At 60.4% G+C, this 26967-nt stretch carries 29 protein-coding genes; 13 read left to right on the top strand and 16 right to left on the bottom strand.

Translation table 11 applies throughout. The annotated features are described in order from the left end of the window. Nucleotides 1–132: 132 nt before the first annotated feature. Nucleotides 133–804, top strand: coding sequence for an NAD(P)H-dependent oxidoreductase (locus tag ACTG1K_RS11100; RefSeq protein WP_259583606.1), 672 nt, complete (start codon nt 133–135; stop codon nt 802–804). 100 nt (nt 805–904) lie between these two features. Here the strand turns inward: ACTG1K_RS11100 and ACTG1K_RS11095 are convergent, their stop codons facing one another. The 8 genes from ACTG1K_RS11095 to ACTG1K_RS11060 all read right to left on the bottom strand — a co-directional run bounded on the left by ACTG1K_RS11095 (nt 905) and on the right by ACTG1K_RS11060 (nt 7402). Continuing rightward, the gene (locus ACTG1K_RS11095) at nt 905–1513 is read right to left on the bottom strand and encodes an HvfX family Cu-binding RiPP maturation protein (protein WP_064338242.1); all 609 of its coding nucleotides are present in this window, start codon (nt 1511–1513) and stop codon (nt 905–907) included. A gap of 38 nt (nt 1514–1551) precedes the next feature. Then, nucleotides 1552–2316, bottom strand: coding sequence for an HvfC family peptide modification chaperone (locus ACTG1K_RS11090; protein WP_440005352.1), 765 nt, complete (start codon nt 2314–2316; stop codon nt 1552–1554). Further along, a complete protein-coding gene (locus ACTG1K_RS11085; protein WP_440005350.1) occupies nt 2309–3166 on the bottom strand; it encodes a DUF692 domain-containing protein in 858 nt (285 codons plus the stop codon). The genes ACTG1K_RS11090 and ACTG1K_RS11085 overlap by 8 nt, the downstream gene beginning before the upstream one ends. Next, a complete protein-coding gene (locus tag ACTG1K_RS11080) occupies nt 3154–3483 on the bottom strand; it encodes a hypothetical protein (protein WP_227094832.1) in 330 nt (109 codons plus the stop codon). The genes ACTG1K_RS11085 and ACTG1K_RS11080 overlap by 13 nt, the downstream gene beginning before the upstream one ends. After that, nucleotides 3476–4435, bottom strand: a complete 960-nt coding sequence (locus ACTG1K_RS11075; protein ID WP_042081514.1) for an MBL fold metallo-hydrolase — start codon at nt 4433–4435, stop codon at nt 3476–3478. Before ACTG1K_RS11075 ends, ACTG1K_RS11080 begins: the two co-directional genes overlap by 8 nt. Nucleotides 4436–4564: 129 nt before the next feature. Continuing rightward, nucleotides 4565–4675, bottom strand: coding sequence for a cytochrome bd-I oxidase subunit CydX (cydX, locus tag ACTG1K_RS11070; RefSeq protein ID WP_005337572.1), 111 nt, complete (start codon nt 4673–4675; stop codon nt 4565–4567). A 16-nt stretch (nt 4676–4691) separates the two neighbouring features. Further along, nucleotides 4692–5831 (bottom strand): cytochrome d ubiquinol oxidase subunit II, encoded by a 1140-nt coding sequence (gene cydB / locus ACTG1K_RS11065; protein ID WP_421300032.1) that lies wholly within the window; start codon nt 5829–5831, stop codon nt 4692–4694. Then, nucleotides 5831–7402: a cytochrome ubiquinol oxidase subunit I gene (locus tag ACTG1K_RS11060; RefSeq protein ID WP_440005348.1), complete on the bottom strand. Its 1572-nt coding sequence runs from the start codon at nt 7400–7402 to the stop codon at nt 5831–5833. Before ACTG1K_RS11060 ends, cydB begins: the two co-directional genes overlap by 1 nt. Nucleotides 7403–7524: 122 nt before the next feature. Here ACTG1K_RS11060 and ACTG1K_RS11055 point away from each other — a divergent pair, with 122 nt between their 5' ends. Then, complete coding sequence (locus ACTG1K_RS11055; protein ID WP_440005346.1) at nt 7525–8943, top strand: PLP-dependent aminotransferase family protein; 1419 nt, start codon at nt 7525–7527, stop codon at nt 8941–8943. A 70-nt stretch (nt 8944–9013) separates the two neighbouring features. Here ACTG1K_RS11055 and ACTG1K_RS11050 read toward each other — a convergent pair whose 3' ends face one another. Then, a complete protein-coding gene (locus ACTG1K_RS11050) occupies nt 9014–9652 on the bottom strand; it encodes a tellurite resistance TerB family protein (protein ID WP_139460719.1) in 639 nt (212 codons plus the stop codon). A 138-nt stretch (nt 9653–9790) separates the two neighbouring features. Here ACTG1K_RS11050 and ACTG1K_RS11045 point away from each other — a divergent pair, with 138 nt between their 5' ends. Then, on the top strand, nt 9791–10258 hold the full coding sequence (locus ACTG1K_RS11045) for an acyl-CoA thioesterase (RefSeq protein WP_021230653.1): 468 nt from the start codon (nt 9791–9793) through the stop codon (nt 10256–10258). Nucleotides 10259–10352: 94 nt separating this feature from the next. Then, nucleotides 10353–10508: a pleiotropic regulatory protein RsmS gene (rsmS, locus tag ACTG1K_RS11040; protein WP_021230652.1), complete on the top strand. Its 156-nt coding sequence runs from the start codon at nt 10353–10355 to the stop codon at nt 10506–10508. A gap of 57 nt (nt 10509–10565) precedes the next feature. Here rsmS and ACTG1K_RS11035 read toward each other — a convergent pair whose 3' ends face one another. Beyond that, nucleotides 10566–11408 (bottom strand): LysR family transcriptional regulator, encoded by an 843-nt coding sequence (locus tag ACTG1K_RS11035; protein ID WP_440005344.1) that lies wholly within the window; start codon nt 11406–11408, stop codon nt 10566–10568. Between the two features lie 175 nt (nt 11409–11583). Between ACTG1K_RS11035 and ACTG1K_RS11030 the strand changes: the two genes are divergently transcribed. Then, nucleotides 11584–12846, top strand: coding sequence for a cyanate transporter (locus ACTG1K_RS11030; RefSeq protein WP_440005342.1), 1263 nt, complete (start codon nt 11584–11586; stop codon nt 12844–12846). A gap of 80 nt (nt 12847–12926) precedes the next feature. Here ACTG1K_RS11030 and rluF read toward each other — a convergent pair whose 3' ends face one another. Then, entirely contained in the window at nt 12927–13913 is a 987-nt protein-coding gene (gene rluF, locus ACTG1K_RS11025) for a 23S rRNA pseudouridine(2604) synthase RluF (RefSeq protein ID WP_440005340.1), read from the bottom strand. Next, complete coding sequence (locus ACTG1K_RS11020; protein WP_257493004.1) at nt 13903–14025, bottom strand: hypothetical protein; 123 nt, start codon at nt 14023–14025, stop codon at nt 13903–13905. Before ACTG1K_RS11020 ends, rluF begins: the two co-directional genes overlap by 11 nt. 331 nt (nt 14026–14356) lie before the next feature. Between ACTG1K_RS11020 and ACTG1K_RS11015 the strand changes: the two genes are divergently transcribed. Next, a complete protein-coding gene (locus tag ACTG1K_RS11015; RefSeq protein ID WP_440005338.1) occupies nt 14357–15937 on the top strand; it encodes an alpha/beta hydrolase in 1581 nt (526 codons plus the stop codon). 122 nt (nt 15938–16059) lie between these two features. Here the strand turns inward: ACTG1K_RS11015 and ACTG1K_RS11010 are convergent, their stop codons facing one another. From ACTG1K_RS11010 to ACTG1K_RS11000, 3 genes are all read right to left on the bottom strand, one after another. Further along, entirely contained in the window at nt 16060–16428 is a 369-nt protein-coding gene (locus tag ACTG1K_RS11010) for a VOC family protein (protein ID WP_076493698.1), read from the bottom strand. A gap of 133 nt (nt 16429–16561) precedes the next feature. Then, nucleotides 16562–16855, bottom strand: a complete 294-nt coding sequence (locus tag ACTG1K_RS11005; protein WP_270904555.1) for a hypothetical protein — start codon at nt 16853–16855, stop codon at nt 16562–16564. Nucleotides 16856–16985: 130 nt separating this feature from the next. Further along, nucleotides 16986–17462, bottom strand: a complete 477-nt coding sequence (locus ACTG1K_RS11000; RefSeq protein ID WP_021230647.1) for a very short patch repair endonuclease — start codon at nt 17460–17462, stop codon at nt 16986–16988. A 118-nt stretch (nt 17463–17580) separates the two neighbouring features. Here ACTG1K_RS11000 and ACTG1K_RS10995 point away from each other — a divergent pair, with 118 nt between their 5' ends. Next, a complete protein-coding gene (locus ACTG1K_RS10995; protein ID WP_440005335.1) occupies nt 17581–18990 on the top strand; it encodes a DNA cytosine methyltransferase in 1410 nt (469 codons plus the stop codon). Between the two features lie 40 nt (nt 18991–19030). Here ACTG1K_RS10995 and ACTG1K_RS10990 read toward each other — a convergent pair whose 3' ends face one another. Beyond that, nucleotides 19031–20254, bottom strand: coding sequence for a type II restriction endonuclease (locus ACTG1K_RS10990; protein WP_252656717.1), 1224 nt, complete (start codon nt 20252–20254; stop codon nt 19031–19033). A gap of 309 nt (nt 20255–20563) precedes the next feature. Here ACTG1K_RS10990 and rsxA point away from each other — a divergent pair, with 309 nt between their 5' ends. From rsxA to ACTG1K_RS10960, 6 genes are read left to right on the top strand one after another with little or no spacing between them, the layout of a single operon-like run. Further along, complete coding sequence (gene rsxA, locus ACTG1K_RS10985) at nt 20564–21145, top strand: electron transport complex subunit RsxA (protein ID WP_005337600.1); 582 nt, start codon at nt 20564–20566, stop codon at nt 21143–21145. A gap of 2 nt (nt 21146–21147) precedes the next feature. After that, nucleotides 21148–21726: an electron transport complex subunit RsxB gene (gene rsxB / locus ACTG1K_RS10980; protein ID WP_005350799.1), complete on the top strand. Its 579-nt coding sequence runs from the start codon at nt 21148–21150 to the stop codon at nt 21724–21726. A 14-nt stretch (nt 21727–21740) separates the two neighbouring features. Continuing rightward, on the top strand, nt 21741–24449 hold the full coding sequence (rsxC, locus tag ACTG1K_RS10975) for an electron transport complex subunit RsxC (RefSeq protein WP_440005333.1): 2709 nt from the start codon (nt 21741–21743) through the stop codon (nt 24447–24449). Between the two features lie 11 nt (nt 24450–24460). Next, entirely contained in the window at nt 24461–25513 is a 1053-nt protein-coding gene (rsxD, locus tag ACTG1K_RS10970; RefSeq protein WP_005359616.1) for an electron transport complex subunit RsxD, read from the top strand. 43 nt (nt 25514–25556) lie between these two features. Then, nucleotides 25557–26189, top strand: coding sequence for an electron transport complex subunit RsxG (rsxG, locus tag ACTG1K_RS10965; protein ID WP_440005331.1), 633 nt, complete (start codon nt 25557–25559; stop codon nt 26187–26189). 15 nt (nt 26190–26204) lie between these two features. Continuing rightward, the gene (locus ACTG1K_RS10960) at nt 26205–26966 is read left to right on the top strand and encodes an electron transport complex subunit E (protein WP_440005329.1); all 762 of its coding nucleotides are present in this window, start codon (nt 26205–26207) and stop codon (nt 26964–26966) included. Nucleotide 26967 lies beyond the last annotated feature (1 nt).

The following is a 26967-nucleotide window of genomic DNA, read 5'->3' as shown; positions in this document are numbered from 1 at the left end:
AAGGGCGTGGCGCCTGCTGCAATCGGCGCGCCAGGCTTCTATGCTGTGACACAGCGCCAACCCGGCAGCCATTTCAGCAACTGTTTCAGTAACCAAGCCTGCCCCCTAGCATCATTTGCCACGGAGTCTGTTATGAAGGTGCTTATTGTCTATGCCCATCCCGAACCCAAAAGCTTCAACGGTGCCCTCTTCTGCCACGCCATCAGGGCGCTGGAGCAGGCGGGTCACACAGTGATGACCAGCGATCTCTATGCCATGGGCTTTGATCCCGTCTCGGATCGGCGCAACTTCACTGCCGCCAGCGATCCCGATTTTCTCAAGCTGCAGCTTGAAGAGCTGGCGGCCACCGAGCAGGGCAGCTTTGCCCCGCAACTGGAGCAGGAGATGCAAAAGCTGGAGGCAGCCGATCTGCTGATCTTCCAGTTCCCGCTCTGGTGGTTTGGCCTGCCTGCCATTCTCAAGGGGTGGGTGGATAGAGTCTTTGCCATGGGGCGAGTCTACGGTCAGGGCCATATCTACGAGAGCGGCAAATTTCGCGGCAAGCGGGCCCTGCTGAGCCTCACCACCGGTGGCCCCGCCGAGACCTATCTGCCCGACGGCTTCAACGGCGATATCGACGGGGTGCTGCGCCCCATCCAGCGCGGGATCCTGCAATTTGTCGGCTTCGATGTGCTGCGCCCCCATATCTGCTATGCCCCTGTGCGGGTCTCGCAAGAAGAGCGGGAAGCCTGGCTCGCCCAGTGGGCCAAACGCCTTGGCCAGATTGAGCAGGAGTCCCCCATCGCGGTTGGCCGCTACCAGTAACAGCTGCCCCCCCAAAAAGCACAAAAATAGCGAGCGGCCCCCGGCCGCTCGCTGTTTTTCACGCTCTGTCGTTATGGTTTTTGTTATCCGTGGGCAAGCCTTATGCCGCCTGTTGCACGCCTGCTTTGCCGGTCACCGCCCGCTTGAGCCAGTAGTCGAGGCTGACATAGCGGCCCCCGCCGTAAACCAGCAGCACCAGCAGCATCACGAAGTAGGTGGCGGCAAACTCCATCCCGTTGTTGAGCATCACGGGATCACCCAGCTCGGTGATGTAGTTGTAACGACCGGGGAAGTTGGCGGCCAGCCACTCGATAAAGCCGTTGAGGCGCAAGGTGGCCTCCATGCTGCCGGTGGCGATGGCGTCCCAGCCGTGCTTCCAGTGCACCATGGCGCTCGCCACGCTCATCAGGAAGATGGTGGGAATGGCCATGATACGGGTAAAGAGGCCAAGGGCGATGCAGATGCAACCCAGTACCTCGGTGCCCGCCGCCAGAAAGGCGAGCAGGGTCGGGAACGGCAGGTTGAGCCCCCCTTCCGAGACCGGGGCACCAAACCAGGCGACGGTGCCGGCAAAGCCCATCACCTTGGAGTGGGCCCCCACATAGATGACCGGAATGAGATAGAGGCGAATGGCCAGCAGGGCCAGAAAATCGAGCCGCTTGCACTGGGCCACCGCCCGCTCGTACCACTGGATCAGGGTGTTGTTCATGGGAATTCTCCTTGGTGTTTGCTAAATGAGGGCCTAAGTCAGGGCAAGGGGGCGCCGGTCTGGCGCACGCCAACGGACAAGGTCAGCAGACCCAGCCGGTGAAAATGGCGTGCCCACTCGCTCAGATCAAAGTCGCTGCGAACCTGTTGTACCTGTTGCAGGAACGCGGCTTGGGTGATCCCCGGCTGCTGTTGCAGCAACTGGATCAGCGCCACATCCCATTCGCGCAACCGCTGGGTCACCACCTGATGCTCCGGGCTGCGAAACAGGCCATAGAAGTGGTTGCCCTGCCGGGTCGGCACCACGCCGCTGCGACGAATGGCGAAGGGGAGCTCCAGCAGTTGCAGGGTGGGATTGAGCACAAACGAACTCTCCGCCGTCACCTCCTCCCCCGGCAACACTTGCGGCACCACCCCTTGGTCAATTTCGACACAGAGGCAGGCCCACTCATACTCCAGCAGCGCCAGCCGCTGCCTGGGCCAGTTGAGGGAGCCTTCGCCGTGGCGATGCTGCACATAGCGGACAAACTCGGTGGCGATATGGTGAAACTCCGGGGCCTCGGCGCCGTGCGCGATGACAAAGCCCTCCACCAGTTGCCACCTGTCCACCGGTGCCCAGTGAGCGTGGGTGAGCGGAAAAGCGCTCTCCAGCACCGACGCCACATTGGCGCGCACGCTGCGGGCATAGTGGCTGGCAATGCCATCCTGCGGCAGCCGCACCCGGCTCGCCAGCCAGGCGGTCTGCTGCTGCATCCGCTGCGGCGCCGTTTTGGGCGCAGTGATCAGGGATAACCGTCTATCCATAGCGCACCTCCCGCACCTGACTGTCGATCGCCTCGCAACAGGCGCCGTGCACCCGCGCCAGCTCGGCCTCCAGCTCTGCCAGCGGTGGCAGATGGTGATCCCGCTCCAGCAACAGGGGGCGCAGGCCGTGGGTCTGCACCGTATAACGGGCCAGCGCCACCACCTCCTCACATACCGGACGACCATGGGTATCCAGCAAGGTGCCGTCCGCCTCTTCCAGATGACCGGCGATATGGAAATAGCGGATCGCACTGCCCGGCAGCCCGGCGATCATCCGCTTGGGGCAGTAACCGTGGTTGCGGCTGTTCACAAAGACGTTGTTGATATCGAGCAGCAGCTCGCAGCCGCTGCGCGCCACCAGCTCGGCGAGAAAATCCTCCTCCGGCATCTCGTGGTCATAGCCGTGGTAGTAGGAGATATTTTCCAGCACCAGCGGGCGGGCCAGCGCCTCCTGCACCTGTGCGATCCGCTCTGCCAGATAGGGGATGTTCTCCCACTGGCGCGGCACCGGTAAGAGCTCGTAGAGATACCCCTGCTGGTCGCGGGAAAAGCTCAGGTGCTCGCTATAGATCTCAATGCCAAACTCGTCCAGAAAGGTGCGGATCTGGCTGAGCAGGGTGCGGTTGAGGGGCTGACAATCGCCGAGGGAGAGGCTGAGGCCGTGAGCCACCAGCGGGTAACGCTCGGCCAGCTGATGCAGCTGCGCCCGCTTGGCTCCGCCTATAGCCATCCAGTTCTCCGGTGCCAGCTCGAGAAAGTCGATGCCGGGGCGGACGGGGCCGGCGCAGAGCGCATCCAGATGCTCCTGACGCAGCCCGATCCCCCGACTGCGGGAGCTTATTGGCCGCATACCCCCTCCGTCATCTTGCTGCCCTGGCTGGATGTATTGCCATCAATCCCCTCGCCCGCCACGCCACACTTGCCATCGCGGGCGCGCACCAGCCGCCCCTGTGGATCACTGTCGAGGGCTTGCTTTTCAAAGCGCTTCTCGGTGCCGCACTTGCCCGCCGCGCACTTGCCGCCGTGCTGTTCGCTGGGGGAGGCCTTGACCGGCGCATCGCTCGGGGTGGCCGCCAGCGCCAGCCCCGGGGTCAGGGCAATCAGGCTGGTCATGGCGATGGAGAGGGTCAGTTTGCCGGTGGTTTTGTTGCTGCTTGAGTTACTCATGAGCGGACTCCTTGACGGATGAAACGGGGTAGCTGGAGAGATCGCGGGCGGCCACGATCTGACCGTGGAACTGCTGTTTGACGATGGCCATCGCCTCTTTCTTGTGATTGAGGCCAACCCCCATCCAGTGGTTGAGCACCAGCAGCTTGGGGTTCACCTCGGCGGCAATCTTGGCCACCACAGATGGCTTGGCGTGAAGCGAGGCGGAGACAGGGTCGGCCCCTTCGTGGATGGCGAGCGGCATCACCAGAATGTCGGCCCCCTTGGCAAACGGCACAAAGGCCGGGTTGCTGCCGTTCTGATCCGCCGAGATAACGATGGTCCCCTCGGCGCTCTCGATGCGATAGGCCAAACAGGGCACGTCACCGTGAGGGATGCCGAGTGCGGTGATGGTCAGCCCATCCTGCTGATAGACGGTGTGGGGCTGCGGGCTCTGGTAGGGCACATCGTGCAAGGTGATGGGGAAGAGGCCATCGGTGCCATCCTTGAAGCCGCTCAGGTAGGCATAAGCGCCCTTGTCCTTGTTGAAGAGGGCATCGAAGTAACCGCTCATGCTGGGGAAGGCCGAACCCGCCTCGGGCCCCGCCAGATCCAGCGGATCGCTGCGCTCAAAGAAGTAGGCCCCCTTGAGCAGGGCGGGCAGGTCGGTCACATGGTCGGTGTGAAAGTGGGTGATGCCGATAAAATCGACCTCTTCGAGCTTGGCCCCCGCCTGGCCGAAGCGCAGGTAGACGCCGCCACCGGCATCGATCAGGATGCGGGATTTCCCCTTCCACCAGATCACCTCGCTGGAGGAGGCGCGCAGATCGTCGGAGATGGGGCCACCACTGCCGAGCACCTGCAGGGTGAAGGTTTTATCCAGTGGCGTCAGTTGTACCGGTTCGGCACAGGCCGGGGCGACGGTGAGCGCGCACCCGATGGCCAGCGCCACCGCTTTCAATCTCTGTTTCATCACAATTACCTGTCGGTTGGTTGTCGGTTGAAAGTGTGTCGTTTGTATCGTTTAAAGAGGGGGAGAGAGGGGCCGATGGCGACGAGTGAACGCCCGCCACCGGCCGTGGCGGGGCGCGAGCCCCCGCCGTCAGTTGCCGTCCCGTTCGTCCGCCTGCCAGCGCGCTTCCAGCCAGAGCAGGTTGCACAGGCCCAGCAGCAGGGCGAATCCGAGGCCCAAAATCCAGGTGAAGTACCACATAGCAGATCCCTTGAGGTCAGTAGAGTTGATGGCTGTCGCGCTTGATGCGGGCACGGTCGAGCTTGCCGCGCACCACCCGATAGACCCAGCCGGTGTAGCCCAGGTTGACCGGCATCAGCACCAGCACGAGGCCGAACATGATGGCCAGGGTCTTGTAACTGGAGGTGCTGTCCCACAGGGTCAGGCTGCTGACCGCATCGAGGGATGAGGGCAGCACGAAGGGGAACAGGGCGATGGCCACCGAGCAGAGCATGGCGGCGCAGGCGATGGCGCTGGCCAGCAGCGCAATTCGGCCCCGCTCCAGCCAGGAGGCAATCCCGCTCACCAGCGGCGCCAGCGTCCCGATGATCGGCACCAGCCACAGCAGCGGATAGTCAAAGTAGTTGCGCAGCCAGCCTCCGGCGTGGGGGATCACCCCCTTCATCAGCGGGCTGATGGCAGCATTCGGGTCAAAGGGTTGTGTGCCGACACCGGTCAGCTGAAACCCTTGCAGATCCACCAGATGCCAGCCGGCCAGCAGATAGCAGAGGCTCACCAGCGGGGCCAGCAGGATGGCGATGCCCCGTGCGCGCAGCGCAGGGGTGCCAGTCACCTTGGCTTGCAGAAAACCGGCGCCGTGCAGCAGCAACAGGCTGATGGCAGTGGCCAGCACCGAGAGCAGCCAGCCCCAGTGGAAGTCGAACGCGCCATAGTGCAGACGCAGCGCCGTGTCGAAGCGAAAGGGCAGCCCCTCCATCACCAGACCGATAGCCGCACCGAGGATGAGCGCCGGTATCAGGCCACCGGCCACCAGCGCCCGATCCCACCAGCGGCGCCACGCCGGATCGGCCAGCTTGCTGCGATAGTCAAAACCGACCGGACGCAGAAAGAGCCCGAGCAGCAGCACCACCATGGGGATGTAGAGCCCCGAGAAGGCGGCGGCATAAACCAGCGGCCAGGCGGCGAACAGGGCACCGGCACCGGCAATCAGCCACACCTGATTGCCCTCCCACACCGGCCCCACGCTGTTGATCACCAGACGGCGGTCGTCGTCATCTTTCGACACCACCGGCAGCAGCATGGCGATGCCGAGATCGAAGCCATCCATCACGATAAAACCGACCATCATGAAGAGCACCAGCGCCCACCAGATGAGTTTCAGTGTTGCGTAATCCATCAGGCGATCCTCGCAAGTTCGGGTTGTTCACCGCTGTAGCGGCCGGTATGGAGAATGGCGGGCCCCTTGCGGATCACATGGCGCAACAGGAACAGCTCCACCACCAGCAACAGGGTGTAGATGGAACAGATAGCGATCAGGCTGAACCAGAGTTGGCCCGGCTGAAGCAAAGAGACCGAGGCCGAGACCGGCAGCACGTCGCTGATGGTCCAGGGTTGACGGCCGAGTTCGGCCACCAGCCAGCCCGCCTCGATGGCAATCCAGGGCAGCGGAATGCTCCAGAGCAGGGTCTTGAGCAGGCGCGGCGAGTCTTGCAGCCGGTTGCGGCAGAGCTGGACAAAGCTCACCACCATCAACCCCAGCATGGTGACGCCAAGCCCCACCATCACCCGAAAGCCCCAGAAGAGCGGCGCCACTGGCGGGATGGAGTCATCGACCGCTTTGGCAATCTCCGCCTCACCGGCCTTGGCAATATTGCTGGTATAGGGGGTGAGCAGCATGCCGTAGCCAAGATCCTTGCCGTGTTTGGCAAACAGCGCCCGGTTTTCGGCCGAGTCGTTGCCGGCGCGGATCTCTTCGAGTGCACCGGACGCCACCATGCCGCTGCGAATACGCGCCTCGTGCTGCACCTTGAGATCCTTGATGCCGGTCACCGCCTCATCGAGGGAGCGAGTGGCGATGATCCCCATCAGATACGGGATCTTGATGGCGGCGTGGGTGGTCTCCCCCTGCTGATCCGGGAAGCCGAACAGGGTGAATGACGCAGGCGCAGGCTCGGTATGCCACTCCGCCTCGATGGCGGCGAGCTTCACCTTCTGCACCTCGCCGGTGCGATAGCCCGACTCATCCCCGAGCACGATGACCGAGAGGATGGCGGCCAGCCCGAAGCCGGAGGCGATGGCAAAAGAGCGCAGGGCAAACTGCACTTCCGTCTTGCGCAGCAGATACCAGCTGCTCACCCCCATCACGAACATGGAGGCAGCCACATAGCCCGCCGCAACGGTGTGAACGAACTTCACCTGTGCCACCGGGTTGAGCAGCACGGCGGCAATATCCACCAGCTCCATGCGCTGGGTCAGCAGGTTGAACTCGGCCCCCACCGGGTTTTGCATCCAACCGTTGCCGATCAGGATCCAGAGCGCCGAGAGGTTGGAGCCGAGCGCCACCAGCATGGTCACCAGCAGGTGCTTGCCGCGGGAGAGCTTGTCCCAGCCAAAGAAGAAGAGTCCCACCAGGGTCGATTCGAGGAAGAAGGCCATCAGCCCCTCGATGGCCAGCGGGGTACCGAAGATGTCCCCCACGTAGTGGGAGTAATAGGCCCAGTTGGTGCCGAACTGGAACTCCATGGTGATCCCCGTGGTGACCCCCATGACGAAGTTGATGCCAAACAGTTTGCCCCAGAAGCGGGTGATGTCCTGATAGATCACCTTGCCGGTCATCACATAGGCCGACTCGGCGATCACCAGGATCCAGGACAGCCCCAGGGTGAGGGGGACAAACAGGAAGTGGAACAGGGCCGTGGCGCCAAATTGCAGGCGCGACAGGCTGACCACGTCATCCGGATTGATCATGCGTCACTCTCTTTTGTTGTATTTGCCTTGCACGTTTCATGCAGGACAAGTACACCACGGGTCATGACACCTATAACAGATGCAGTTATAGTGAATAGCACCTATAACAGTTGATCCAGATCATGCCTCTTTACCAACAACTGGCCGAACGTCTGAGCCGCGAGATCGATGACGGCATCTGGCAACCGGGGGAGCGCATCCCCTCCATCCGCCAGAGCTGCAAGACCCACAACCTGAGCCCGATGACGGTGCTGCAGGCCTATCAGTTGCTGGAGAGTCAGGGGCGGATCCTCGCCCGTCCCCAGTCCGGTTACTACGTCAAGGCCGCCTCGCCAAAGGTGGCGCGCCACACCCCGAACCAGACCCACTACAGCGGCTCGGTGGATATCAACGATCTGGTGTTCGAGGTGTTGCAGGCGAGCAAATCGCGGGCGCTGGTGCCCCTTGGCATGTCGGTGGCCGACCCGACCCTGTTCCCCCATCCCCAGCTCGGGCGGGCCCTGGCCAGCTGCATGCGCAGGCTCGACCCCTTCAGCACGGTGTCCGACCTGCCCCCCGGCAACGAGGCGCTGCGCCGCGCCATCGCCCAGCGCTATGCCAGCGACGGGGTGGCGGTCAATCCGCAGGAGATCATCATCACCACCGGCGCCATGGAGGCGCTCTCCCTCAGTCTGCAGGTGCTGACCGAGCCCGGTGACTGGGTGGTGGTGGAGTCCCCCACCTTCTATGGCGCCCTGCAGGCCATCGAGCGGCTGAAGCTCAAGGCGGTGGAGATCCCGGTGATCCCCGGGGTGGGCATCGATCTGGCGCTGTTGGAAGATGCCCTCAGCCAGATGCCGATCAAGGCGTGCTGGCTGATGGGCAATGTGCAGCACCCGCTGGGCCACACCATGCCCGATACGCACAAACAGGGGCTGATGGCGCTGCTCAACGCCCACAAGGTGCCGCTGGTGGAGGATGACGTCTATGCGGAGGTCTACTTCGGCCGCGAGCGCCCCAAACCCATCAAGCACTGGGATCAGCGCGGTGACAGCCTGCTCTGCAGCTCCTTCTCCAAATGTCTGGCACCGGGCTTTCGGGTCGGCTGGGTGGTGGCGGGGCCCCATGCCGAGCGGATCCAGCGGCTGCAGCTAATGTCCACCCTCTCCACCAATGTGCCGAGCCAGCTGGCGCTGGCCGAGATGCTGCGTCAGGGCGGGGTCGATGCCCACTTTCGGCGTCTGCGCCACACCCTGGCCCAGCGCCAGCAGCTGATGCGGGCCGCGCTGCAGCGACTGTTGCCGGGCGAGGTACGGATCTCCTCCCCCGATGGCGGCTACTTTCTCTGGCTGGAGTTTGTGCCCCGCCTCGACAGCCGCGCCCTCCACGCCATGGCGCTCGATTGCGGCTTCTCCATCGCCCCCGGCGCCCTCTTCTCCAGTCAGGGGCAACACAACCACTGCCTGCGCCTCAACAGCTCCCATCCCTGGAGCGAGCAGCTGGAGCAGGCGCTCCACCAGCTTGCAGGCCTGATAAACCGGCAGCTGGCAACAGAGAGGTGATCGCCAAAGTGCAGAAACAACAACGCCCCTTGAGCGGGGCGTTATCGGCAATCCATGGCGGTGAGGGATATCAGGCGGGGGCGTTAAGCTGGGCCACCTGCCGCTCGATGCTGCCCTTGAGGTTGTCATCGAGTTTGAGGGCGCGCGCCAGCTCATCGAGATAGCCTCGCTCCATAAAGTGATCCACTTCGATGGCGAGCAGGGAGGCGAGATAGACCTCGGTGGCCAGCTCCATATCGGTCACTTCCCGTGCCAGCGCGTGGGGATCAAGGGGGCGGGCCAGCTCGGCGTCAATCCAGCGGGCGACATCGCTCTGGCCCTGTTCGGTCAGGTACTCCTGAATTTTCTGGCGCTCGGCGCCGTCGATATGGCCATCGGCCCGGGCCGCGGCCACCATGGCGCGCACCAAAAGCGCCGCGCGGGTATCCAGCGCATTGCCTTCCAGCCCGCTGATGGGATGGGTGGGCTGGGCCGGTGCCGCCTGCTGGGCCTGCCAATCCTGATAGAGCTTGTAGGCCAGCCCGCCAAGGGCTGCGGCGCCGCCCACGGCAGCGGCCTTGCCACCATATTTGCGCACTTTTTTATTGCCCAGCAGCAGACCGAGCGCGCCACCGGCCAGCGCCCCCTGCATCTGCCCCTTGCGCTTGTCTCCGCCTTCGTTGAGCCAGCCTTTGCCAGCCCCCAGCAACTGTTCCAGCATCTGTTTCATGGTGTCACTCCTGCGGCTATGTTCCCGTCGATAGAGCAAGATAGTGACCCCGCCCCCCTGAATCGGGGATGAACCCTTGACCGGGCAGGCCGATGGGGCAAAGCTCAGGGAAACCCTTCAGGCAATAAGGATGTAACTGTGCCCAATCGCGAACTGACCCTGCAATTTCTGGCCGAACCCTCCGACGTCAATTTCGGCGGCAAGGTCCACGGCGGCATGGTGATGAAGTGGATCGATCAGGCGGGCTATGCCTGCGCCGCTGGCTGGTGTGGCGGCTATGCGGTGACCGTCTATGTGGGGGGGATCCGCTTTTTGCGCCCCATCCAGATTGGCCAGCTGGTGGAGGTTCACGCTCAGGTGATCCACACCGGCACCACCAGCATGCATCTGGCGGTGGATGTCTACAGCCGCCACCCCACCGACACCGAGCGCCACAAGACTACCCACTGCATCATCATCTTTGTTGCGATGGATGAGCAGGGCAAACCGACCCCGGTGCCCCAATGGCAACCGGTGAGCGAGAGCGATCTGCAGTTGCAGCAGTACGCCAAAAAGCTCATCGCCCTGCGCGAGGAGATCGACAAGGAGATGCGTCAACACCTCTGACCTTCATGCCTCACAGCCCGACAGAGCGGGCGCTTTCGGCCAACGGCGGCGCCCCTGTGTAATCCCCCCTCTTCCCGCAACCGGAACCCTGCCCATGTCACTGGAAACTGCCCCGCCCGAGGTGAAACTCGCGGTGGATCTGATTGAACTGCTGGAAACCAACCAGCTGGCCCCCGAGCTGGTACTGGCGGCGCTGGCCATCGTGAAACAGGATTACGAGCGCAAGCTGGCGGAGGGGAAGGATCTCTGATCGGCCCTCACACTTTGTTGCGCTTTTTCAGACTTCAACTTTTCCCCATACCGCAAATTACTGCGGCCCCATCACCTCGTCACAGAGGGCGATCAGGGCCGCGCTCAAGCGGGTGAGCGGTTCGCTCCCGCTTACCCCGGCATGGAGGGCCAGCTCCACCGGCGCCACCTTGGGCCACTGGGTCAGGACCAGCTGATCGGCGGGCATCAGCCGTTTGGGTAGCAAGCTCACCCCGATCCCCGCGCTCACCGCCCCCTGCAAACTGGCAAGGCTGGCGCTGACATAGGCGATACGCCAACGCCGACCGAGGCCATCAAGCGCCTCGGTCATCTGCTGGCGATAGAGTCCTTCGCTCGGGAAGGCGACCAGCGGCAGCGGATCCCGTTCCCGTGCGGGCCAGTCGCGACTGTCGACCCAGACCAGCGGCTCGCGCCAGCTGGCAAGGGGCGAACCCTTTCCCCGAGTCTGCTTGACCAGCGCCAGATCCAGCTCCCCCGCCTCGAAGCGCTGCCAGATCTCGTGGCTCAGGCCACTTTGCACCTCCAACCGTACCTCGGGGTAGTCGCGGGCAAAGGCGGCCAGCACTGGGGTGATGGCGCCTGCGGCAAAATCCTCCGGCACCCCGAGGCTGAGCGCCACGCTCCCTTCCGTCACTTGTTCTTCGGCCTGCGCCAGCAGCGCCAGAATGCGGCGGGCCAGCCCCAGCAATTTTTCTCCCTCCGCCGTTGCCACCACCTGCCGACCGGAGCGGTCCAGCAGCGGACAGCCAAGCTGCTGCTCAAGGCGGCGGATCTGCTGGCTGATGGTGGATTGGGTCAGATGGACCCGTTCACCAGCACGGGTAAAGCTGCCGGTGTCGATAATGGCGACAAAACTGCGCAGTAACAGGGGATCCAGCATGGGGCGCTCCATTTACAAAACCACTGAAACTCATTCTATCATTTAATTTCCAAATGACTTTCGACCCCGCTAGGCTGCGCTTTTGTCTCCTTTGACGGTGATCTGCCATGTTCAGCCCCGATGACTCCGCGTCCCGAGTGCCCCCTGTCTCTCCCAGAACCGGAAACTGCACCCGATGAATCAACGAAATACGGATCAACCCGCAGGCCAGACCGCCCTGCTGGTGCTGGTGATCCTGATTGGCCTTAATCTGCGCCCCTTTCTCACCGCCATCGGCCCGTTGAGCGGCGAGATTGGCCGCGCCCTGTCGCTGGGGATGGACACCCTCGCCTGGCTTACCCTGTTGCCGCTCTGGCTCATCGGGATTGGCGTGCTGCTCACCCCCAGCCTGCGTAGACGCGCCAGTGCGTGCCAACTGCTGGGGCTGGCCCTGTTGCTGCTCGGCATTGGCAGCGCCATGCGCTTCGATGCCCAAAGCGGCGCCCTGCTGATCGCCAGCGCTGCGCTGTGTGGATTGGGGTCGGCACTGGTGCAGGGAGTGCTGCCCGCCCTTATCAAGCAGGCCTTCGCCCGCAAGGTGCCGCTGGTGATGGGGATCTTCTCTGCCTGCATGATGGGGGGCGGGGCGCTGGGGGCCAGCCTCACCCCAAGGCTGGCAGTGAGCCTCGACTGGTCGCGGGCGCTGGCGCTCTGGAGCCTGCCGGTGCTGCTGGCCCTCGTCTGGCTTGGGTGGAAAGTGCATCTGCCACGGGCCGCCGCGGTCGCCATTCCCCACGGCGAGCAGCGGCTAATCACCCTGCCCCGCAGCTGGTTGCTGATCGTCTGCTTTGGCATCATCAACAGTGGCTACGGCATCGTAGTGGCCTGGCTGGCCCCCGCCTATATGGCGCAAGGGTGGAGCGCCGCGCAGGCGGGCGAGCTGGTCGCCTGGCTGGCGCTGGCCCAGACTGCCAGCGGCCTCGGCTTGCCGCTACTGGCGGCGCGCAAGATGGATCGGCGGCCGTGGATGGCGCTGGCAATTGCCATGCAGCTGGCGGGATTCGGCGGCCTATGGCTGGCGCCAGCCAGTGCCCCCATTCTCTGGTGCATGCTGTGCGGCGCCGGTCTTGGCGGCAGTTTTTCGCTGATCATGGTGATTGCGCTCGATCACCTGCCAGACCCGCGCCGCGCGGGCACCCTGAGCGCCCTGATGCAGGGCTTCGGGTTTATGCTAGCGGCCACCGGCCCCTGGGTGGCGGCGCGGCTCTATCACTATGTGGGCGACTTTGCGGCCGTCTGGCAGTGGCAACTGGGGGGCTTGCTGCTGATGAGCCTGCTGGTAGTGCGCCTCGACCCGCGCCACTACCCCCGAGTCATGGGGTTACCGACCGCCAGCGAGCCATCCCTTTCGGCGCCCCTCCCAACCAGCGCTGCGGCCCAAAGCAACACACCGGCCTGAGGCCGGTGTGTTGGAGATAATAGTGTTGGGGATAACCGTATTGGAGATGACTGGCGGCTGACGCCACTCAGGGGAGCAACTCAGCGCCCCTTCTTCTGCCGTCCGGTGTTAGCGGTGCGCGGCTTGCCAGCGGCCGGTTTGCCACCCTTGGCAGCACCTTTACCCGCGCCCCCCTTGCCCACCGGCAGCTTCTTCTCGAAGGCTTCCGGGCCCGGTACATTGGGGCGCCCGCCAATCTCGTGATCATCATCGCGGCGCGGCTTCTTGCCATGCCCCGGTTTGGCGGTTTGCGCCGCAGGAGCCTTGGCCGCCTTGGGCTTGTCGCCTTTGGCCGGTTTCACCTCGGAAGAGGAGTCCTCAATCAGCTTGAACAGATCGATCAGCTCGTCGTCGGTGAGATCGCGCCACTCGCCCACCGGCAGCCCCTTGAGGCTGACGTTCATGATGCGGATGCGCTCCAGCTTGGTCACTTCAAAACCGAAGTGCTCGCACATGCGGCGGATCTGGCGGTTAAGCCCCTGCACCAGGGTGATGCGAAAGACAAACGGTGCCTCTTTCTTCACCTTGCACTTCTTGGTCACAGTACCAAGGATCGGCACCCCGGCCGCCATCCCGCGCACAAACTCGTCGGTCACCGGCTTGTCGACGGTCACCAGATACTCTTTCTCGTGATCGTTGCCCGCCCGCAGGATCTTGTTGACCAGATCGCCGTGGTTGGTCAGGAAAATCAGTCCCTGCGAATCCTTGTCGAGCCGCCCGATAGGGAAGACCCGGGTACTGTGGTTGACGAAATCGACGATATTGTCCTTCTCGCCCGCCTCTGTGGTACTGACGATGCCCACCGGCTTGTTGAGGGCGATCAGCACCAGACTGTCCGCCTCGCGCGGCTCGATCACCTGACCGTTCACCTTGACCAGATCGCCAACCTGCACCTGATCGCCGATCCCGGCCCGCTTGCCGTTGATAAAGACGTGGCCCTGCTCGATAAAGCGGTCGGCCTCGCGGCGCGAGCAGATACCGCTCTCGCTGATGTATTTGTTCAGGCGCATGGATTCGTTAGCCAGCATGGGTCACCTGCCACAGGGTCTGGGCCACGCCCGGTTGTGCTATCGCCTGTTCCGGCTGCGCCAGGGAGGCTGTCTGCTGCATCAGCCAATTCACTACGTCAAAGTTCTGCATACCATTCCATCTTCAAAAAAGGCCAATGCCAGCTTATCCATCAAAAAACGCCGCTACAGTAGCATAATTGCCCTCTTTCAGGGGCAGATAGTTGCAAGTTCGCAGCACCCAAGCGGGCATCCGCGAATAAGTTCACGCCGCCAGATGGCCCGCGATGCAGCCTTCGAACGGCCAGCCTGATGCCAACGGCAGGGTCAGGCGCCCACAGCCAGCGCGGACGAACGCCATCAACTATACATATCACCTTGTTTCCATTAGGCTTTAAGCCGGTTGGCTGCGCCAAACTTGCCCGCCCAGAGGCGGATCCACCCCTATCGCCAAGGATTGCACCATGCTGGCTCACACTCGCCGCCTTGTTCGCCGTGCTCTGCTGACCCTGTTGCTGCTGTTGCTGACCGCATGGGCGGTGATCGCCTACTTCGCCTGGCAGGCAGCGCCGCTGCAGCTGTGGCACACAGTGGTGCCCCCCGAACTCAGCGCCGATGAGCTCGACAGCAGCGATTGGCACGCCTATCTGGCCCGCGAAGCAGAGCTGTTCGAACTGGTGGCCACCGAGGTAGTCGCCAAGACGCCGCCCGAGCAGCAACTGGCCAGCAATCGCTACCATCAGGACGCCCCCATCAATCCCGCCCGCTTTCAGCAGAACTGGAACCGCTCCTACCTGCTGCGCCCCGAGGGGGACGTCAAAGGGGTGGCGGTGCTGCTGCACGGCCTGACCGACTCCCCCTACAGCCTGCGCCATCTGGCCAGACGCTATCAGCAGCAGGGCTTTATCGCGCTGGGGCTGAGGATCCCCGGCCACGGCACTGTGCCCGCTGGCCTCGTGGATGTGGATTGGGAAACCTGGCTGGCCGCCACCCGACTGGCGGTGCGGGAGGCCAGATTGCTGGCACCGGGCAAGCGGCCGCTGCATCTGGTGGGCTTTTCCAACGGCGGCGCGCTGGCGGTGAAATATGCGCTCGATGCGCTGGCTGACCCGAGCGGCACGCTGGCAAAACCGGATCGGCTGGTGCTGATCTCCCCGATGATCGGGGTGACCCGCTTTGCCCGCTTCGCCGGGCTCAAGGCCGTGCCAGCCCTGCTGCCCGCCTTTGCCAACGCCGCCTGGCTCGACACCATGCCGGAGTTCAACCCGTTCAAGTACAACTCGTTTCCGGTCAACGGGGCGCGCCAGTCCTATCGACTGACCCACGCCATCCAGCAGCAGGTGCGCCAGCTGGCCGCCAGTGGCGAGCTGGCGGCATTTCCCCCCGCCCTCACCTTCCAGTCGGTGATGGACTACACCGTCAGCACCCGCTCCATCATTGCCGATCTCTACCACTACCTGCCGGCCAACGGCAGCGAGCTGGTGCTGTTTGATATCAACCGCAGCACCCTGTTTGGCCCGCTGATGAGCTCGGCCTCAGAGCTGGCGCTGCACCGCTTGCTGCCAAACACCCCTCAGCACTATCGCCTCACCGTGGTGGGCAATGTCGCACCAACCGCCCCCGCGACGCAGGCCAGAACGCTGGCCAGCGCCGACCAGCCTGAGCAGCTCCGCCCGCTGGGTATCGACTATCCCAAGGAGATCTACTCCCTCTCCCATGTGGCGCTCCCCTTCCCGATGGACGACCCCCTCTATGGCATGGCAGCGCGCCCGCAGCAGCGGGAGCAATACGGCATCAACCTCGGTGGTCTGGCCCTGCGTGGCGAGCGCGGAGTGCTGATCGTCAACCCCGGCGCCCTCACCCGCACCTCCTCCAACCCCTTCTACCCCTATCTGCAGCAGCGGGTGATGGAGACCCTCACCGCACCTCCCGTCGTCCGGCCTGCCGCCGTAACTCCTGCCAGCAGCGGTCAACCTGATGCGGCCTATCAGGCAGAAGTGGAGAAGTTTTTACAGGAGAGCGACGAGAGCGGTGCGCCTTTCTAGGGCGTTTCTGGAGTATCGGCAAAGAGCCACTGGCGCTGGGTCGATGGCGATACAAGAAAGGGGCCGTCAATTGACGGCCCCTTTCTGTTGCTGATGGCGATGGGACTGATGGCTTGGTGGGCTCAGGGATAGATGCTGACCTCAATCAGGTTCTGGTCAGGGTCGAGGAAGTAGACTGATTCTATCGGCCCGCAGGCGCCGCTTTTGGTCACCGGCCCCTCGACAATCTCCACCCCGTGGCAGGCAAGCTGGGCCATCACCTGCTCCAGCGGCCAGCGGGTGATAAGGCAGACATCCCCCGACCCCACCTGCGCCCGATTGCGCGGCTCCTGCCCCAGCAGTTGCAGATTGATCTTCTGGTTGCCAAACCCTACCGCCCGGCGCCCCGCACCGAAGGTGATGGCCTCCATATTGAGCACCGAACTGTAAAATTCCACGGCCCGTTCAATATCACTGACCGTCAATACCAGATGGTCGATATGGCTGATCATGGTTACCTCCTAGTGGTGATCTATCACTGCCCAACCACAAGAGATAAAACCATATTTGATCACCAAATAATGTTAGTGCTATCTCTTTTTAGAAAAGAAAATTTCAAGCACAACCGTTAGGTGTCAAGAAAGTCTATTCTCTGCAATCAATTCCTGCCGTTTCAATTACATTTGACAGAGAACCTGAAAATACCATCCTTGTAATTAAGTCTTCGTCATCATCATATGAAAATGATAGTAACTCATACGAACCGCTATCTTCATTTTCGAAGATTACCAGTCCATTAGTTACATCACCGCTTATTAGCCATGTCTGATAAACCCAATCAGCAGACAAACCAATCATAGGGTAACGACGATTCAACACACCTATCAAAACATCAGAATTCATATCACCACCATTACCAGCCACATCATTTTTCAACATTCAGAATCATACCATCCACACATATGAATGGATAATAAAAAATAATATCCACCACACGTTTAAATCATACAAACTGATATAAAAAGGGGGTTAGATAAATAGCATCCTTCAATATTAATGTGATTATTTTCTATTCATTCTGATAATTTAACTCACATCCACCAGCAATTTCACCATGACTTGTACCACTGGTCAGCCACCAGCTGATAACCAGGATCAAACGTTCTGGATCATGTCGCAAGCGCCCTTTCAGAGCACACTCCCAGATCGTCAAACGGCGGATCCCCAGCTGTTCAAGCTCGGCTAGGTGACGAGCATCACGCGCACGATTGCTGGCAATCTTGGTCTGCCAGAAGTCGGTTCTGGTCGATGGGAGTTTGAAGAGATGGCAGTCATGTCCGTGCCAGAAACAACCATTCACCTCGATCACCGCACGGTAGCGCGCCAGCCAAAGGTCAGGCTTACCCGGCAAGGCTGCATTGTGCAGACGGTAGCGAAATCCGGCATGATGCAGCAACTGGCGAATCTGTATCTCCGGCTTGGTATTGGCATTCTTAATCCCGGACATAAACCGGCTTCTGGTCTCTGGATTCACTATGTCGGGCATACAGATACTCGTTTGAAAGCGAATGATTGATACTGTATTTTTTTACAGTCTCGGGCGTTCTCTCTGGGTTAAATGAGTGATAAGATTCCGCGCAACTGCAACACGCCCAGATTTTGATATGACATACTCAACCACCTCTGCACACAACACACCTGAAGAAGATCAGGCATTCTCCAGCAAACGCCAAGCTGAAGATCGCCATCTGATGGATAAAGTCCTGGAAATCTACGACCAAAAGCAAGTCGCTGAAAAGTTGCGTGCATTGGGCGATGCCGACTGGACTCGTGAATCCCTGAACCGCTGGCTCAATGGCAAGATCGAACAAAAGCCGCTGACTCATCTCGAAACAGAGATGCTGAAAAGTCTCATCCCTTCGCCCCCCAAGCATCATGGCCATTACGATTTCAAATTTATTGACCTGTTTGCGGGTATTGGTGGCATTCGGAAAGGCTTTGAGGATATTGGTGGGCAATGTGTCTTTACCAGTGAATGGAACGAACAGGCTGTCAGAACTTACAAAGCCAACTGGTACTGTGATGAAACTGCACACAAATTCAATTCCGACATCCGTGAAATCACCATGCCGGACAATGACGATCGTGATTTTGTCTATGACCACATAGATAAAGAAATTCCAGATCATGACGTACTGCTTGCCGGATTCCCGTGTCAGCCCTTCTCACTGGCAGGTGTATCCAAAAAGAACTCTCTTGGTCGCGCTCATGGATTTGAGTGCGAAGCTCAGGGAACCTTGTTCTTTGATGTGGCTCGTATCATTGATGCCAAAAGGCCAACAGCTTTTGTGCTTGAGAATGTGAAAAACCTAAAGAGTCATGACAAAGGCAACACATTCCGGGTAATCAAGGAAGCATTGACCGAGTTGGGATATTGGGTTGCAGACTTGGATATCAACGGTTCAGATGACCCCAAAATCATCGATGGCAAACATTTCATCCCTCAGCACCGGGAACGTATTGTACTTGTCGGTTTCAGAAAAGATCTGAACCTGCATGAAGGTTTTACGCTAAGAGATGTTTCAACATTATTTCCTGAAAACAGGATTACTTTCGCAGATCTGCTTGAGCCAGTTGAAAAACTCGACTCGAAATATATTCTGACCCCCAAGTTGTGGTCTTATCTATATCAATATGCGAAAAAGCATCAAGCTAAAGGAAATGGCTTTGGCTATGGTCTTGTTGACCCCAAAAACCCGACAACTGTCGCTAGGACTTTGTCCGCTCGTTATCACAAAGATGGTTCTGAGATTCTGATTGATCGTGGTTGGGATATGACTCTAGCGGAGACTGATTTCAATAATGAGCAAAATCAGCAAAACAGACCACGACGTCTTACCCCCAGAGAGTGTGCACGGCTGATGGGATTTGAACAACCGGGTGAATATAAATTCAGAATCCCTGTTTCAGATACACAAGCCTATCGTCAATTTGGTAACTCTGTCGTAGTTCCTGTATTTGCTGCCGTTGCCAAGTTGATGAAGCCATACATAATGAAAGCAAAGAAAAATTAATAAAAAAGCCCGTCATAAATTCTATGACGGGCTTTTTTATCTACTGGCAGCCTTTTACCTCGTTAATGAAATCTCGAAATGACATTAATTGAGGTTGCTGCTGGGGCATATAAGTTTGTTGAATAGTCGTAGGTACAACAAGTTGCAAGTTATTTGCTTGCATTTGCTCTGTCTGATTCTCACTGATTGCAGGCTCCATAGTAATCAGATGCTTACGCTCCACCCTCGCAGCCTCTGCCAAGACTTGACGCCATCTGTCTTTACAAGTGGTTTTAGCCCCTAATATTCTCAGCTTTTCGGAAGGGAAATTTTTATCTGCATAACAAGCTGAGCTTGGAAATATGAAATCCGGTTTCTGACGAGCCTCCGTCAAAGCACCTCGTTCAAAGTAAACACCAGACTTGTTTAAAATAAATTCAATGTGATTTTCAAAAGCATGACCACTACGAGATTTCCGACGATTCTGCACACTCAGAGAAAAGCGAACAAACTCATCTACGTCATCACCATTTTCCCCAAAACCTGCTAACAGAGTCTTTTTTACAATATGCCTTTCCAATTGACGGAATGCAGACTCTTCTACCTCCATCCATTCAATCAGTGCACTATCTGGCTCTTCAACAGGACAAATATCTTTTCCCAATGTTCTGGTAAATGCAGAGAAGTCTTTTGTTTTAGGAAATACTGCACCAAACTTTTCCAAAATAGTGTCAAGATAGTCTGGGCCATCATGACCAATTTCGATGCCGTAACGAGCAAGCATTAACCTGATGGGAACAGCCAACCCCCTTTCAATATTTAATCGTGTCAGACCCTTTTCATTGGCTTCCACACTCCTCGCCCCGAATAGTGACCGGATTTGCACTTCAAAATCGCTATGTGGAGGACAAAATATCATCAGGAGAGAACCTTCCCGAGTCAGGGCAATCAGGAAAAAATCACCGGGCTTGAAACGGTTGCTGACATCATTTGATTTGTAGTAAAGCCGCCACTCAGCCCCTCGGTCCTCTTTTTGATACCGAGCATCATACCAAGTAACAATATCTTCCGAGACCAGCGGTTCATCATAGCTTTCGCTCAAATAGACCATCGTCGTCCGGATAGTGAGTTGGCTCCCATCGTCAGGCATCCCCAATTTCCTACCAATACCGGCATTAACAAGGCCGCCGATTTCATGCTGGTGGGAGCTTTTGGGATCCGCATCAACAACGGACAGGTACTTGAATGCGGCAGAAGAAAAAACGTCAGCAAGCTGTTCGAACATGTTCATTACTCTGTCTACAGGCGAGGAAACCATAGAGTAACGTGGCTGATTGCGTTATGCATCAATATGTTATGAGCATGTGACGCCATCACCACCCACAATCTATAAAACTGTGCGAGCATTCACACCCTTCCAAAATTGGCTATAGTCCTCTCCGCCCAAAAAGTGCGCAGGGCCTCCTGGAACTGTGTCGATATTGGCTATTTGACTAATAACCATGCGGCCTTGCGGTTGTTTAACTGGCCCTAACGTCAGATAATACCGCCCGCCTTCAAACCCCGATAACCCGACTTTCAGTGACGGTAATTGATGACTGAGTACCTGCTTTTATTGATCGGCACCGTGCTGGTTAACAACTTCGTGCTGGTGAAATTCCTCGGCCTCTGCCCCTTTATGGGGGTCTCCGGCAAGCTGGAAACCGCCATCGGCATGGGGCTGGCGACCACCTTCGTGATGACCCTCGCCAGTGCCAGCTCCTATCTGGTGGAGCACTATATCCTGCTGCCGCTGGATATCGCCTATTTGCGCACCCTCGCCTTTATTCTGGTGATCGCCGTGGTGGTGCAGTTTACCGAGATGGTGGTGCGCAAGAGCAGCCCGACCCTCTATCGCCTGCTGGGGATCTTCCTGCCCCTCATCACCACCAACTGCGCGGTGCTCGGGGTGGCGCTGCTCAGCATCAATGAGCGACACGACTTTATCCAGAGCGTGATCTACGGCTTTGGCGCCGCCACCGGCTTCTCGCTGGTGTTGATCCTGTTTGCCGCCATGCGCGAGCGTCTGGTCGCCGCCGATGTGCCCGCGCCGTTTCGCGGGGTGTCGATTGCCATGATCACCGCCGGTCTGATGTCGCTGGCCTTTATGGGCTTTACCGGCCTTATCAAGATATAACCATGATCCATATTCTCTTTGCCATTCTGGTGCTCACCCTGCTGGCGCTGGCGTTCGGGATTATCCTGGGCTTTGCCGCCGTCAAGTTTCATGTGGAAGCAGACCCCATCGTCGATCAGCTCGATGCCCTGCTGCCCCAGACCCAGTGTGGCCAGTGCGGCTATCCCGGCTGCAAACCCTACGCCGAGGCGCTCGCCAACGGCGATCAGATCAACAAGTGCGTACCCGGTGGCGAGGCCACCATGCGCAAGATTGCCGATCTGATGGGGGTCGAGCCCCAGCCACTGGGGGGCAGTGACGAGGCCGCCGTGCCAGTCAAAAAGGTCGCCTTTATCCACGAAGATCAATGCATCGGCTGCACCAAGTGCATTCAGGCCTGCCCGGTGGATGCCATTGTCGGCGCCACCAAGGCGATGCATACCGTGATTGCCAACGAGTGCACCGGTTGCGATCTCTGTGTCGATCCCTGCCCGACCGATTGCATCGAGATGATCCCGGTGCCCACCACGGTCGATAACTGGAAGTGGGACCTCAATAACGTGCATGTTCCGGGCAAGATTCCGGTCAAGATAGTGGAATAAACAGCGGAGCAACCATGCATTCCTTACTCGAACGTATCAAAGCCGGCACGCTCTGGGACTTTCACGGTGGCATTCACCCCGCCGACAACAAGCTGCAATCAAGCCAGAGCCCGGTGGTAAACGCCGGTCTGCCGCCGCGCCTCATCATTCCGCTGCGCCAGCACGCAGGCCCCGCCGGCGATCTGCTGGTGCAGGTGGGCGACAAGGTCAAAAAAGGGCAGCCGCTGACCCGTTATGCCAAGGGGCGGGTCGTCCCTGTCCATGCCTCCACCTCCGGCACCATCACCGAGATTGGCAACCACACGGTTGCCCACCCCTCCGGGCTCGGCGATCTCTGTGTCATTCTCACCCCGGATGGGGAGGATGAGTGGGGCGAGCGCAACGGCAAAGCCGATTACTGGAATCTGGAGCGGGGCGAGCTGCTCGAGCGCATTCAGCAGGCGGGGGTAGCGGGCCTTGGCGGCGCCGTGTTCCCGACCCACAGCAAGCTCGATGGCCGCGGCCAGCTCACCGAGATCCTGATCGTCAACGGGCTGGAGTGCGAACCCTATATCACCACCGACGATCGGTTGATGCAGCAGTACGCCGACGAGATCATGGATGGCATCCGGGTGCTCAAGCACCTGCTCAAACCGAAACTCACCCTGATCGGGGTGGAAGACAACAAGCCCGAAGCGATCGAGCAACTGACTCGCCACGCCACCGATGAAGATGTGCTGGTCAAGACGGTGCCGACCAAGTACCCCTCCGGCGGTGCCAAGCAGACCATCGAGCTGCTCACCGGCCGTCAGGTACCCAAGGGGGGCCGCGCGGTCGATATCGGCATCATGGTGCTCAACGTCGCCACCGTGTTTGCCATCAAGCGCGCCATTATCGACGGCGAGCCGCTGATCGAGCGGATCGTCACCCTCACCGGCGACAGCTTCAAGAAACCCGGCAACGCCTGGGTGCGCCTAGGTACGCCGGTGCGCTGGCTGTTGCAGCGTTTCGAGCTGCAACCGGAAGCGGAGCAGCGGGTGATCATGGGAGGCCCCATGATGGGCTTTACCCTGCCCCACGCCATGGTGCCTGTGGTCAAGGCCACCAACTGCCTGCTGGCGCCGACGCAGGCCGAACTGCCCGCCCCCGGCCCGGAGCAGCCCTGCATCCGTTGCAGCGCCTGTGCCGATGCCTGCCCGGCCACCCTGCTGCCGCAAGAGCTCTACTGGTACAGCCGGGCCAAGGAGTATGACAAGGCCGAGAAGCTCAACCTGATGGACTGCATCGAGTGCGGCGCCTGCGCCTGGGTCTGCCCGAGCGAGATCCCGCTGGTGCAGTACTACAAGATCGCCAAGGACGACATTCGCGAAGCCCGCGCCGAGGCCGAAAAAGCCGAGCGCGCCAAGCAGCGTTTCGAGGCCAAGCAGGCCCGCTTCGAGCGGGAGAAAGCGGCCCGCGAAGCGCGCCATGCCGAAGCCGCCGCCCAGCGCCGTCAGACCATGACGGCCGCAGGCGGGGAGGATCCTGTGGCAGCGGCACTCGCCCGCATCAAAGCCAAGCAGGATGCCCCCATCACTGCCATTACCGCCACCGCCGAGGGCTTGCCTGACAACAGCGCGGTGATCGCCGCCCGCGAAGCCCGCAAACGGGAAGCGGAAGCGCGCCGCGCCGCCAAGCTGGCGGAGAGCGCAAACAGCGAAACAGCCGCTACGGCGCAACCCGCCGAGGCGGTTGACCCCGCCAGCGATCCCAAGAAAGCGGCCATCGCTGCCGCACTGGCCCGCGCCAAGGCCAAGAAAGCCGCTCAGGCAGGCGAGAGCACCGAGCCTGCGACTGCCGAAGCCGTTGCTGCGCCTGCGGTAGATGCTGATCAGCAAAAGGCAGAAGTTGATCCGAAAAAGGCAGCAATTGCCGCCGCCATTGCCCGTGCCAAAGCCAAAAAGGCCGAGGCGAATGGTGAACCGGTAAGCGCAGATCACAGCGCGGTAGCCGACGCAGGCTCGCAAGGCGATGCTCCATCTGCTGCCAGCGAAGCAGTTGACCCCAAGAAAGCCGCTATTGCTGCTGCCATCGCCCGGGCCAAGGCCAAAAAGGCCGCTCAGCAGGGTGACAGCGCTGAGGGCGATCTGACTGCAACCGCAGGCACCAGCGAATCCGCTGCAACCCAAAGCACTGCGCCATCTGCGGCCAGCGAAGCGGTTGATCCCAAGAAGGCGGCTATCGCCGCTGCCATTGCCCGCGCCAAGGCCAAAAAGCTGGCCCAGCAGGGCGAAAGTGCCGGTGCTGAAGGTGCGCAGAGTGAGCCAGCTGCCAGCACACAGACCCGCGACGTGGCGGTAGCCAAGAGCGAAGTAACCACCAGCCAAAGCGATACGGCTGAAAGCGAAGCGGTCGATCCCAAGAAAGCCGCAATCGCCGCGGCCATCGCCCGTGCCAAAGCCAAAAAGCTGGCCCAGCAGAGCGCAAGTACCAGTGCTGAGGTAGAAAATGCCGGTGCTGAGGGTGAGCGCGCACCGGCCGAGCCGATGCAAAGCGATGCAACCAGCAGTGAGCAACCACTTGCCGTCACTGCCGCGCCTGAAGCGAGCGCTCCAGCGGTTGACGCCCCGGTTGATCCAAAAAAAGCGGCCATTGCAGCCGCGGTGGCCCGCGCCAAGGCGAAGAAGCTGGCGGCCGAGGCAGCCAGAGCTGCCGAAACCGCCGCGGAAGATGCCCCGTCAGCCGACCGAACAACCACAAGGTAATCGACAGACTCATGTTCAATATTGCGACTGCGCCGTTTGCCCATAACCGCAAACAGACCCGAATCCTGATGCTGCTGGTGATCCTGGCCTGCGTGCCGGGCTTGCTGGCTCAGACCTGGTTCTTCGGCTGGGGCTCCTTTATCCAGATCCTGCTGGCGTTGGTGACAGCGCTGCTGTGCGAGGCGCTGGTGCTCAAGCTCCGTGGCCGAACCATCAAGCCTGCCCTGATGGATGGCAGTGCGGCGCTCACCGCCGTGCTGATCGGCCTCTCCCTGCCGCCGCTGCTGCCGTGGTGGATGCTGGTGGTGGGCACGGCCTTTGCCATTATCGTCGCCAAACACCTTTACGGCGGACTGGGCCAGAACCTGTTCAACCCGGCCATGGTCGCCTATGTGCTGCTGCTGGTCTCCTTCCCGGTGCAGATGACCAGCTGGCTGCCGCCGGAGAGCGTGCGCGCCTACAGCCTCGGTTTTGGTGATGCGGCGTCGGTGATCTTCACCGGCTTTAGCCTCGACGGCTACAGCATGGCCCAGCTCAAGCAGGGGGTGGATGGTCTAACCATGGCGACCCCCCTCGATACCCTGAAAACCGGCCTGACTCAGGGGCTCACCACTGGCGAGATCCTGAGCGGCCCGCTGTTTGAGGGTTGGGGCGGCATCGGCTGGAGCTGGGTCAACCTCGGCTATCTGCTGGGCGGCCTGTTCCTGCTGCAGCAGAAGGTGATCAACTGGCGCATTCCCACCGCGATTCTCGGTGCCCTGCTGGCGGCCTCCACCATCGGCTATCTGGTGAGCCCGGATGCGACTGCCACGCCCATGTTCCATCTCTTTAGCGGCGCGACTATGCTGGGGGCCTTCTTTATCGCCACCGATCCGGTCAGCGCCTGCACCACACCGCGCGGCCGACTGGTCTATGGCGTGCTGATCGGGGTGCTGGTCTACATCATTCGCCGCTTTGGCGGCTATCCGGATGCGTTTGCCTTCGCCGTGCTGCTGGCCAACCTCTGCGTACCCTTTATTGACAGCCTGACTCGCCCGAAAGTGTATGGAGCCCGTCGCCAATGATGTTTCTGCCCTTTTCCCCCATCACAGCTGACGGAGCCCGGACATGTTAAAGAGCATGCGCAAGAACGGCCTTATTCTGGCGATGTTCGCGCTCGGCTGTACCGCGCTGGTGGTACTGACCAACGAGTTGACCAAGGATAAAATCGCCCACCAGCAGCAGCTGGAGAAACAGCAGACCCTCTCGGTATTGCTGCCAGAGGGGAGCTATGACAACGATCTGGTGGCCAGCTGCAAGCAGGTGACCAGCAGGAAGTATCTCGGCAGCGATCAGCCGCAGGCCCTCTATACCGCCAGCAAAAATGGCGTGGTGACCGGCTATGCATTGGAGGCGATTGCGCCGAATGGCTACAGCGGGGCGATCCGCATCGTGGCGGGCTTTGATGCCAAGGGCACCATCACCGCCGTGCGCGTGCTCGCTCACAACGAGACCCCGGGCCTGGGTGACAAGATCGAGCTGAAGAAATCGGACTGGATCAACAGCTTTGCCGGAAAATTCCTGACCCATGACAACGAGCCCCAATGGGCGGTGAAGAAGGATGGCGGCGAGTTCGATGCCTTTACCGGCGCCACCATCACCCCGCGAGCCGTGGTCAAGGCGGTGAAAAACCTGCTTAAACTGCAGCAGGAGCAACCCGAACTGCTCAGCAACGCCCCGGCTTGTCCGGCGGCGAACTAACGGAGTCGAGCCATCATGAACCAGATGGAACAGATTGAAACGGGCGCAACCCCGCTTGCCAAGCTGGAAAGCCGCAAGGGCGAGCTCAAGGAGCTGATGAGTCAGGGGCTGTGGAAGAACAACCCCTCGCTGGTGCAGGTGCTGGGACTCTGCCCGACCCTCGCCGTCTCCTCCACCTTTACCAATGCGCTGGGGCTGGGCCTTGCCACCATGGCGGTGCTGGTCTGCTCCAACCTCGCCGTCTCGCTGGTGCGCAACTGGGTGCCGAAGGATATTCGCATCCCGGTCTATGTGATGATCATCGCCTCGCTGGTGACCAGCGTGCAGCTGCTGATGAACGCCTACACCTATGGCCTCTATCAGGCGCTCGGCATCTTTATCGCCCTCATCGTCACCAACTGCGTCATCATCGGCCGCGCCGAGGCCTATGCCTCCAAGAATCCGCCGCTGCTGGCGGCCCTCGACGGCCTGATGATGGGCCTTGGCTTTACTCTGGTGCTGCTGGTACTGGGCGGCATGCGCGAGATCATCGGCATGGGCACCCTGTTTGATGGTGCCGAGCTGCTGCTGGGCGAGTGGGCAAAATCCCTGCGCATCGAGCTGTTCCACTCCGATGCCAGCCTGCTGCTGGCGATTTTGCCGCCGGGCGGCTTTATCGGGCTGGGGCTGCTGATCGCCGCCAAGAACGCCATCAACGACTGGCGGGACCGCAAACAGGCCGCTACCGTAGTCCACTGCAACGTTGCCCCGGCCCGCGTCCGGGCGACCGAGCTATGAT

The sequence above is a fragment of the Aeromonas sp. 102P genome, from assembly GCF_051920345.1.
In the GTDB taxonomy this organism is placed as follows: Bacteria; Pseudomonadota; Gammaproteobacteria; order Enterobacterales; family Aeromonadaceae; genus Aeromonas; species Aeromonas veronii.
Note: the sequence above shows the minus strand (reverse complement) of the source record. Positions and strands in the feature narration are given on the sequence as shown.

Coding starts and splice junctions, on each gene's coding strand:
- ACTG1K_RS11095 (WP_064338242.1), bottom strand. CDS start 1,513: ATGAACAACACCCTGATCCAGTGGTACGAGCGGGCGGTGGCCCAGTGC.
- ACTG1K_RS11100 (WP_259583606.1), top strand. CDS start 133: ATGAAGGTGCTTATTGTCTATGCCCATCCCGAACCCAAAAGCTTCAAC.
- ACTG1K_RS11075 (WP_042081514.1), bottom strand. CDS start 4,435: ATGAAACAGAGATTGAAAGCGGTGGCGCTGGCCATCGGGTGCGCGCTC.
- rsxD (WP_005359616.1), top strand. CDS start 24,461: ATGTTCAATATTGCGACTGCGCCGTTTGCCCATAACCGCAAACAGACC.
- ACTG1K_RS11005 (WP_270904555.1), bottom strand. CDS start 16,855: ATGTTGAAAAATGATGTGGCTGGTAATGGTGGTGATATGAATTCTGAT.
- ACTG1K_RS10995 (WP_440005335.1), top strand. CDS start 17,581: ATGACATACTCAACCACCTCTGCACACAACACACCTGAAGAAGATCAG.
- ACTG1K_RS11030 (WP_440005342.1), top strand. CDS start 11,584: ATGAATCAACGAAATACGGATCAACCCGCAGGCCAGACCGCCCTGCTG.
- rsxC (WP_440005333.1), top strand. CDS start 21,741: ATGCATTCCTTACTCGAACGTATCAAAGCCGGCACGCTCTGGGACTTT.
- ACTG1K_RS11000 (WP_021230647.1), bottom strand. CDS start 17,462: ATGCCCGACATAGTGAATCCAGAGACCAGAAGCCGGTTTATGTCCGGG.
- ACTG1K_RS11060 (WP_440005348.1), bottom strand. CDS start 7,402: ATGATCAATCCGGATGACGTGGTCAGCCTGTCGCGCCTGCAATTTGGC.
- ACTG1K_RS11010 (WP_076493698.1), bottom strand. CDS start 16,428: ATGATCAGCCATATCGACCATCTGGTATTGACGGTCAGTGATATTGAA.
- ACTG1K_RS11015 (WP_440005338.1), top strand. CDS start 14,357: ATGCTGGCTCACACTCGCCGCCTTGTTCGCCGTGCTCTGCTGACCCTG.
- cydX (WP_005337572.1), bottom strand. CDS start 4,675: ATGTGGTACTTCACCTGGATTTTGGGCCTCGGATTCGCCCTGCTGCTG.
- rsxG (WP_440005331.1), top strand. CDS start 25,557: ATGTTAAAGAGCATGCGCAAGAACGGCCTTATTCTGGCGATGTTCGCG.
- ACTG1K_RS11080 (WP_227094832.1), bottom strand. CDS start 3,483: ATGAGTAACTCAAGCAGCAACAAAACCACCGGCAAACTGACCCTCTCC.
- ACTG1K_RS11085 (WP_440005350.1), bottom strand. CDS start 3,166: ATGCGGCCAATAAGCTCCCGCAGTCGGGGGATCGGGCTGCGTCAGGAG.
- rsmS (WP_021230652.1), top strand. CDS start 10,353: ATGTCACTGGAAACTGCCCCGCCCGAGGTGAAACTCGCGGTGGATCTG.
- ACTG1K_RS11090 (WP_440005352.1), bottom strand. CDS start 2,316: ATGGATAGACGGTTATCCCTGATCACTGCGCCCAAAACGGCGCCGCAG.
- rluF (WP_440005340.1), bottom strand. CDS start 13,913: ATGCTGGCTAACGAATCCATGCGCCTGAACAAATACATCAGCGAGAGC.
- cydB (WP_421300032.1), bottom strand. CDS start 5,831: ATGGATTACGCAACACTGAAACTCATCTGGTGGGCGCTGGTGCTCTTC.
- ACTG1K_RS11050 (WP_139460719.1), bottom strand. CDS start 9,652: ATGAAACAGATGCTGGAACAGTTGCTGGGGGCTGGCAAAGGCTGGCTC.
- ACTG1K_RS11055 (WP_440005346.1), top strand. CDS start 7,525: ATGCCTCTTTACCAACAACTGGCCGAACGTCTGAGCCGCGAGATCGAT.
- rsxA (WP_005337600.1), top strand. CDS start 20,564: ATGACTGAGTACCTGCTTTTATTGATCGGCACCGTGCTGGTTAACAAC.
- rsxB (WP_005350799.1), top strand. CDS start 21,148: ATGATCCATATTCTCTTTGCCATTCTGGTGCTCACCCTGCTGGCGCTG.
- ACTG1K_RS11020 (WP_257493004.1), bottom strand. CDS start 14,025: ATGCAGAACTTTGACGTAGTGAATTGGCTGATGCAGCAGACAGCCTCC.
- ACTG1K_RS10960 (WP_440005329.1), top strand. CDS start 26,205: ATGAACCAGATGGAACAGATTGAAACGGGCGCAACCCCGCTTGCCAAG.
- ACTG1K_RS10990 (WP_252656717.1), bottom strand. CDS start 20,254: ATGTTCGAACAGCTTGCTGACGTTTTTTCTTCTGCCGCATTCAAGTAC.
- ACTG1K_RS11035 (WP_440005344.1), bottom strand. CDS start 11,408: ATGCTGGATCCCCTGTTACTGCGCAGTTTTGTCGCCATTATCGACACC.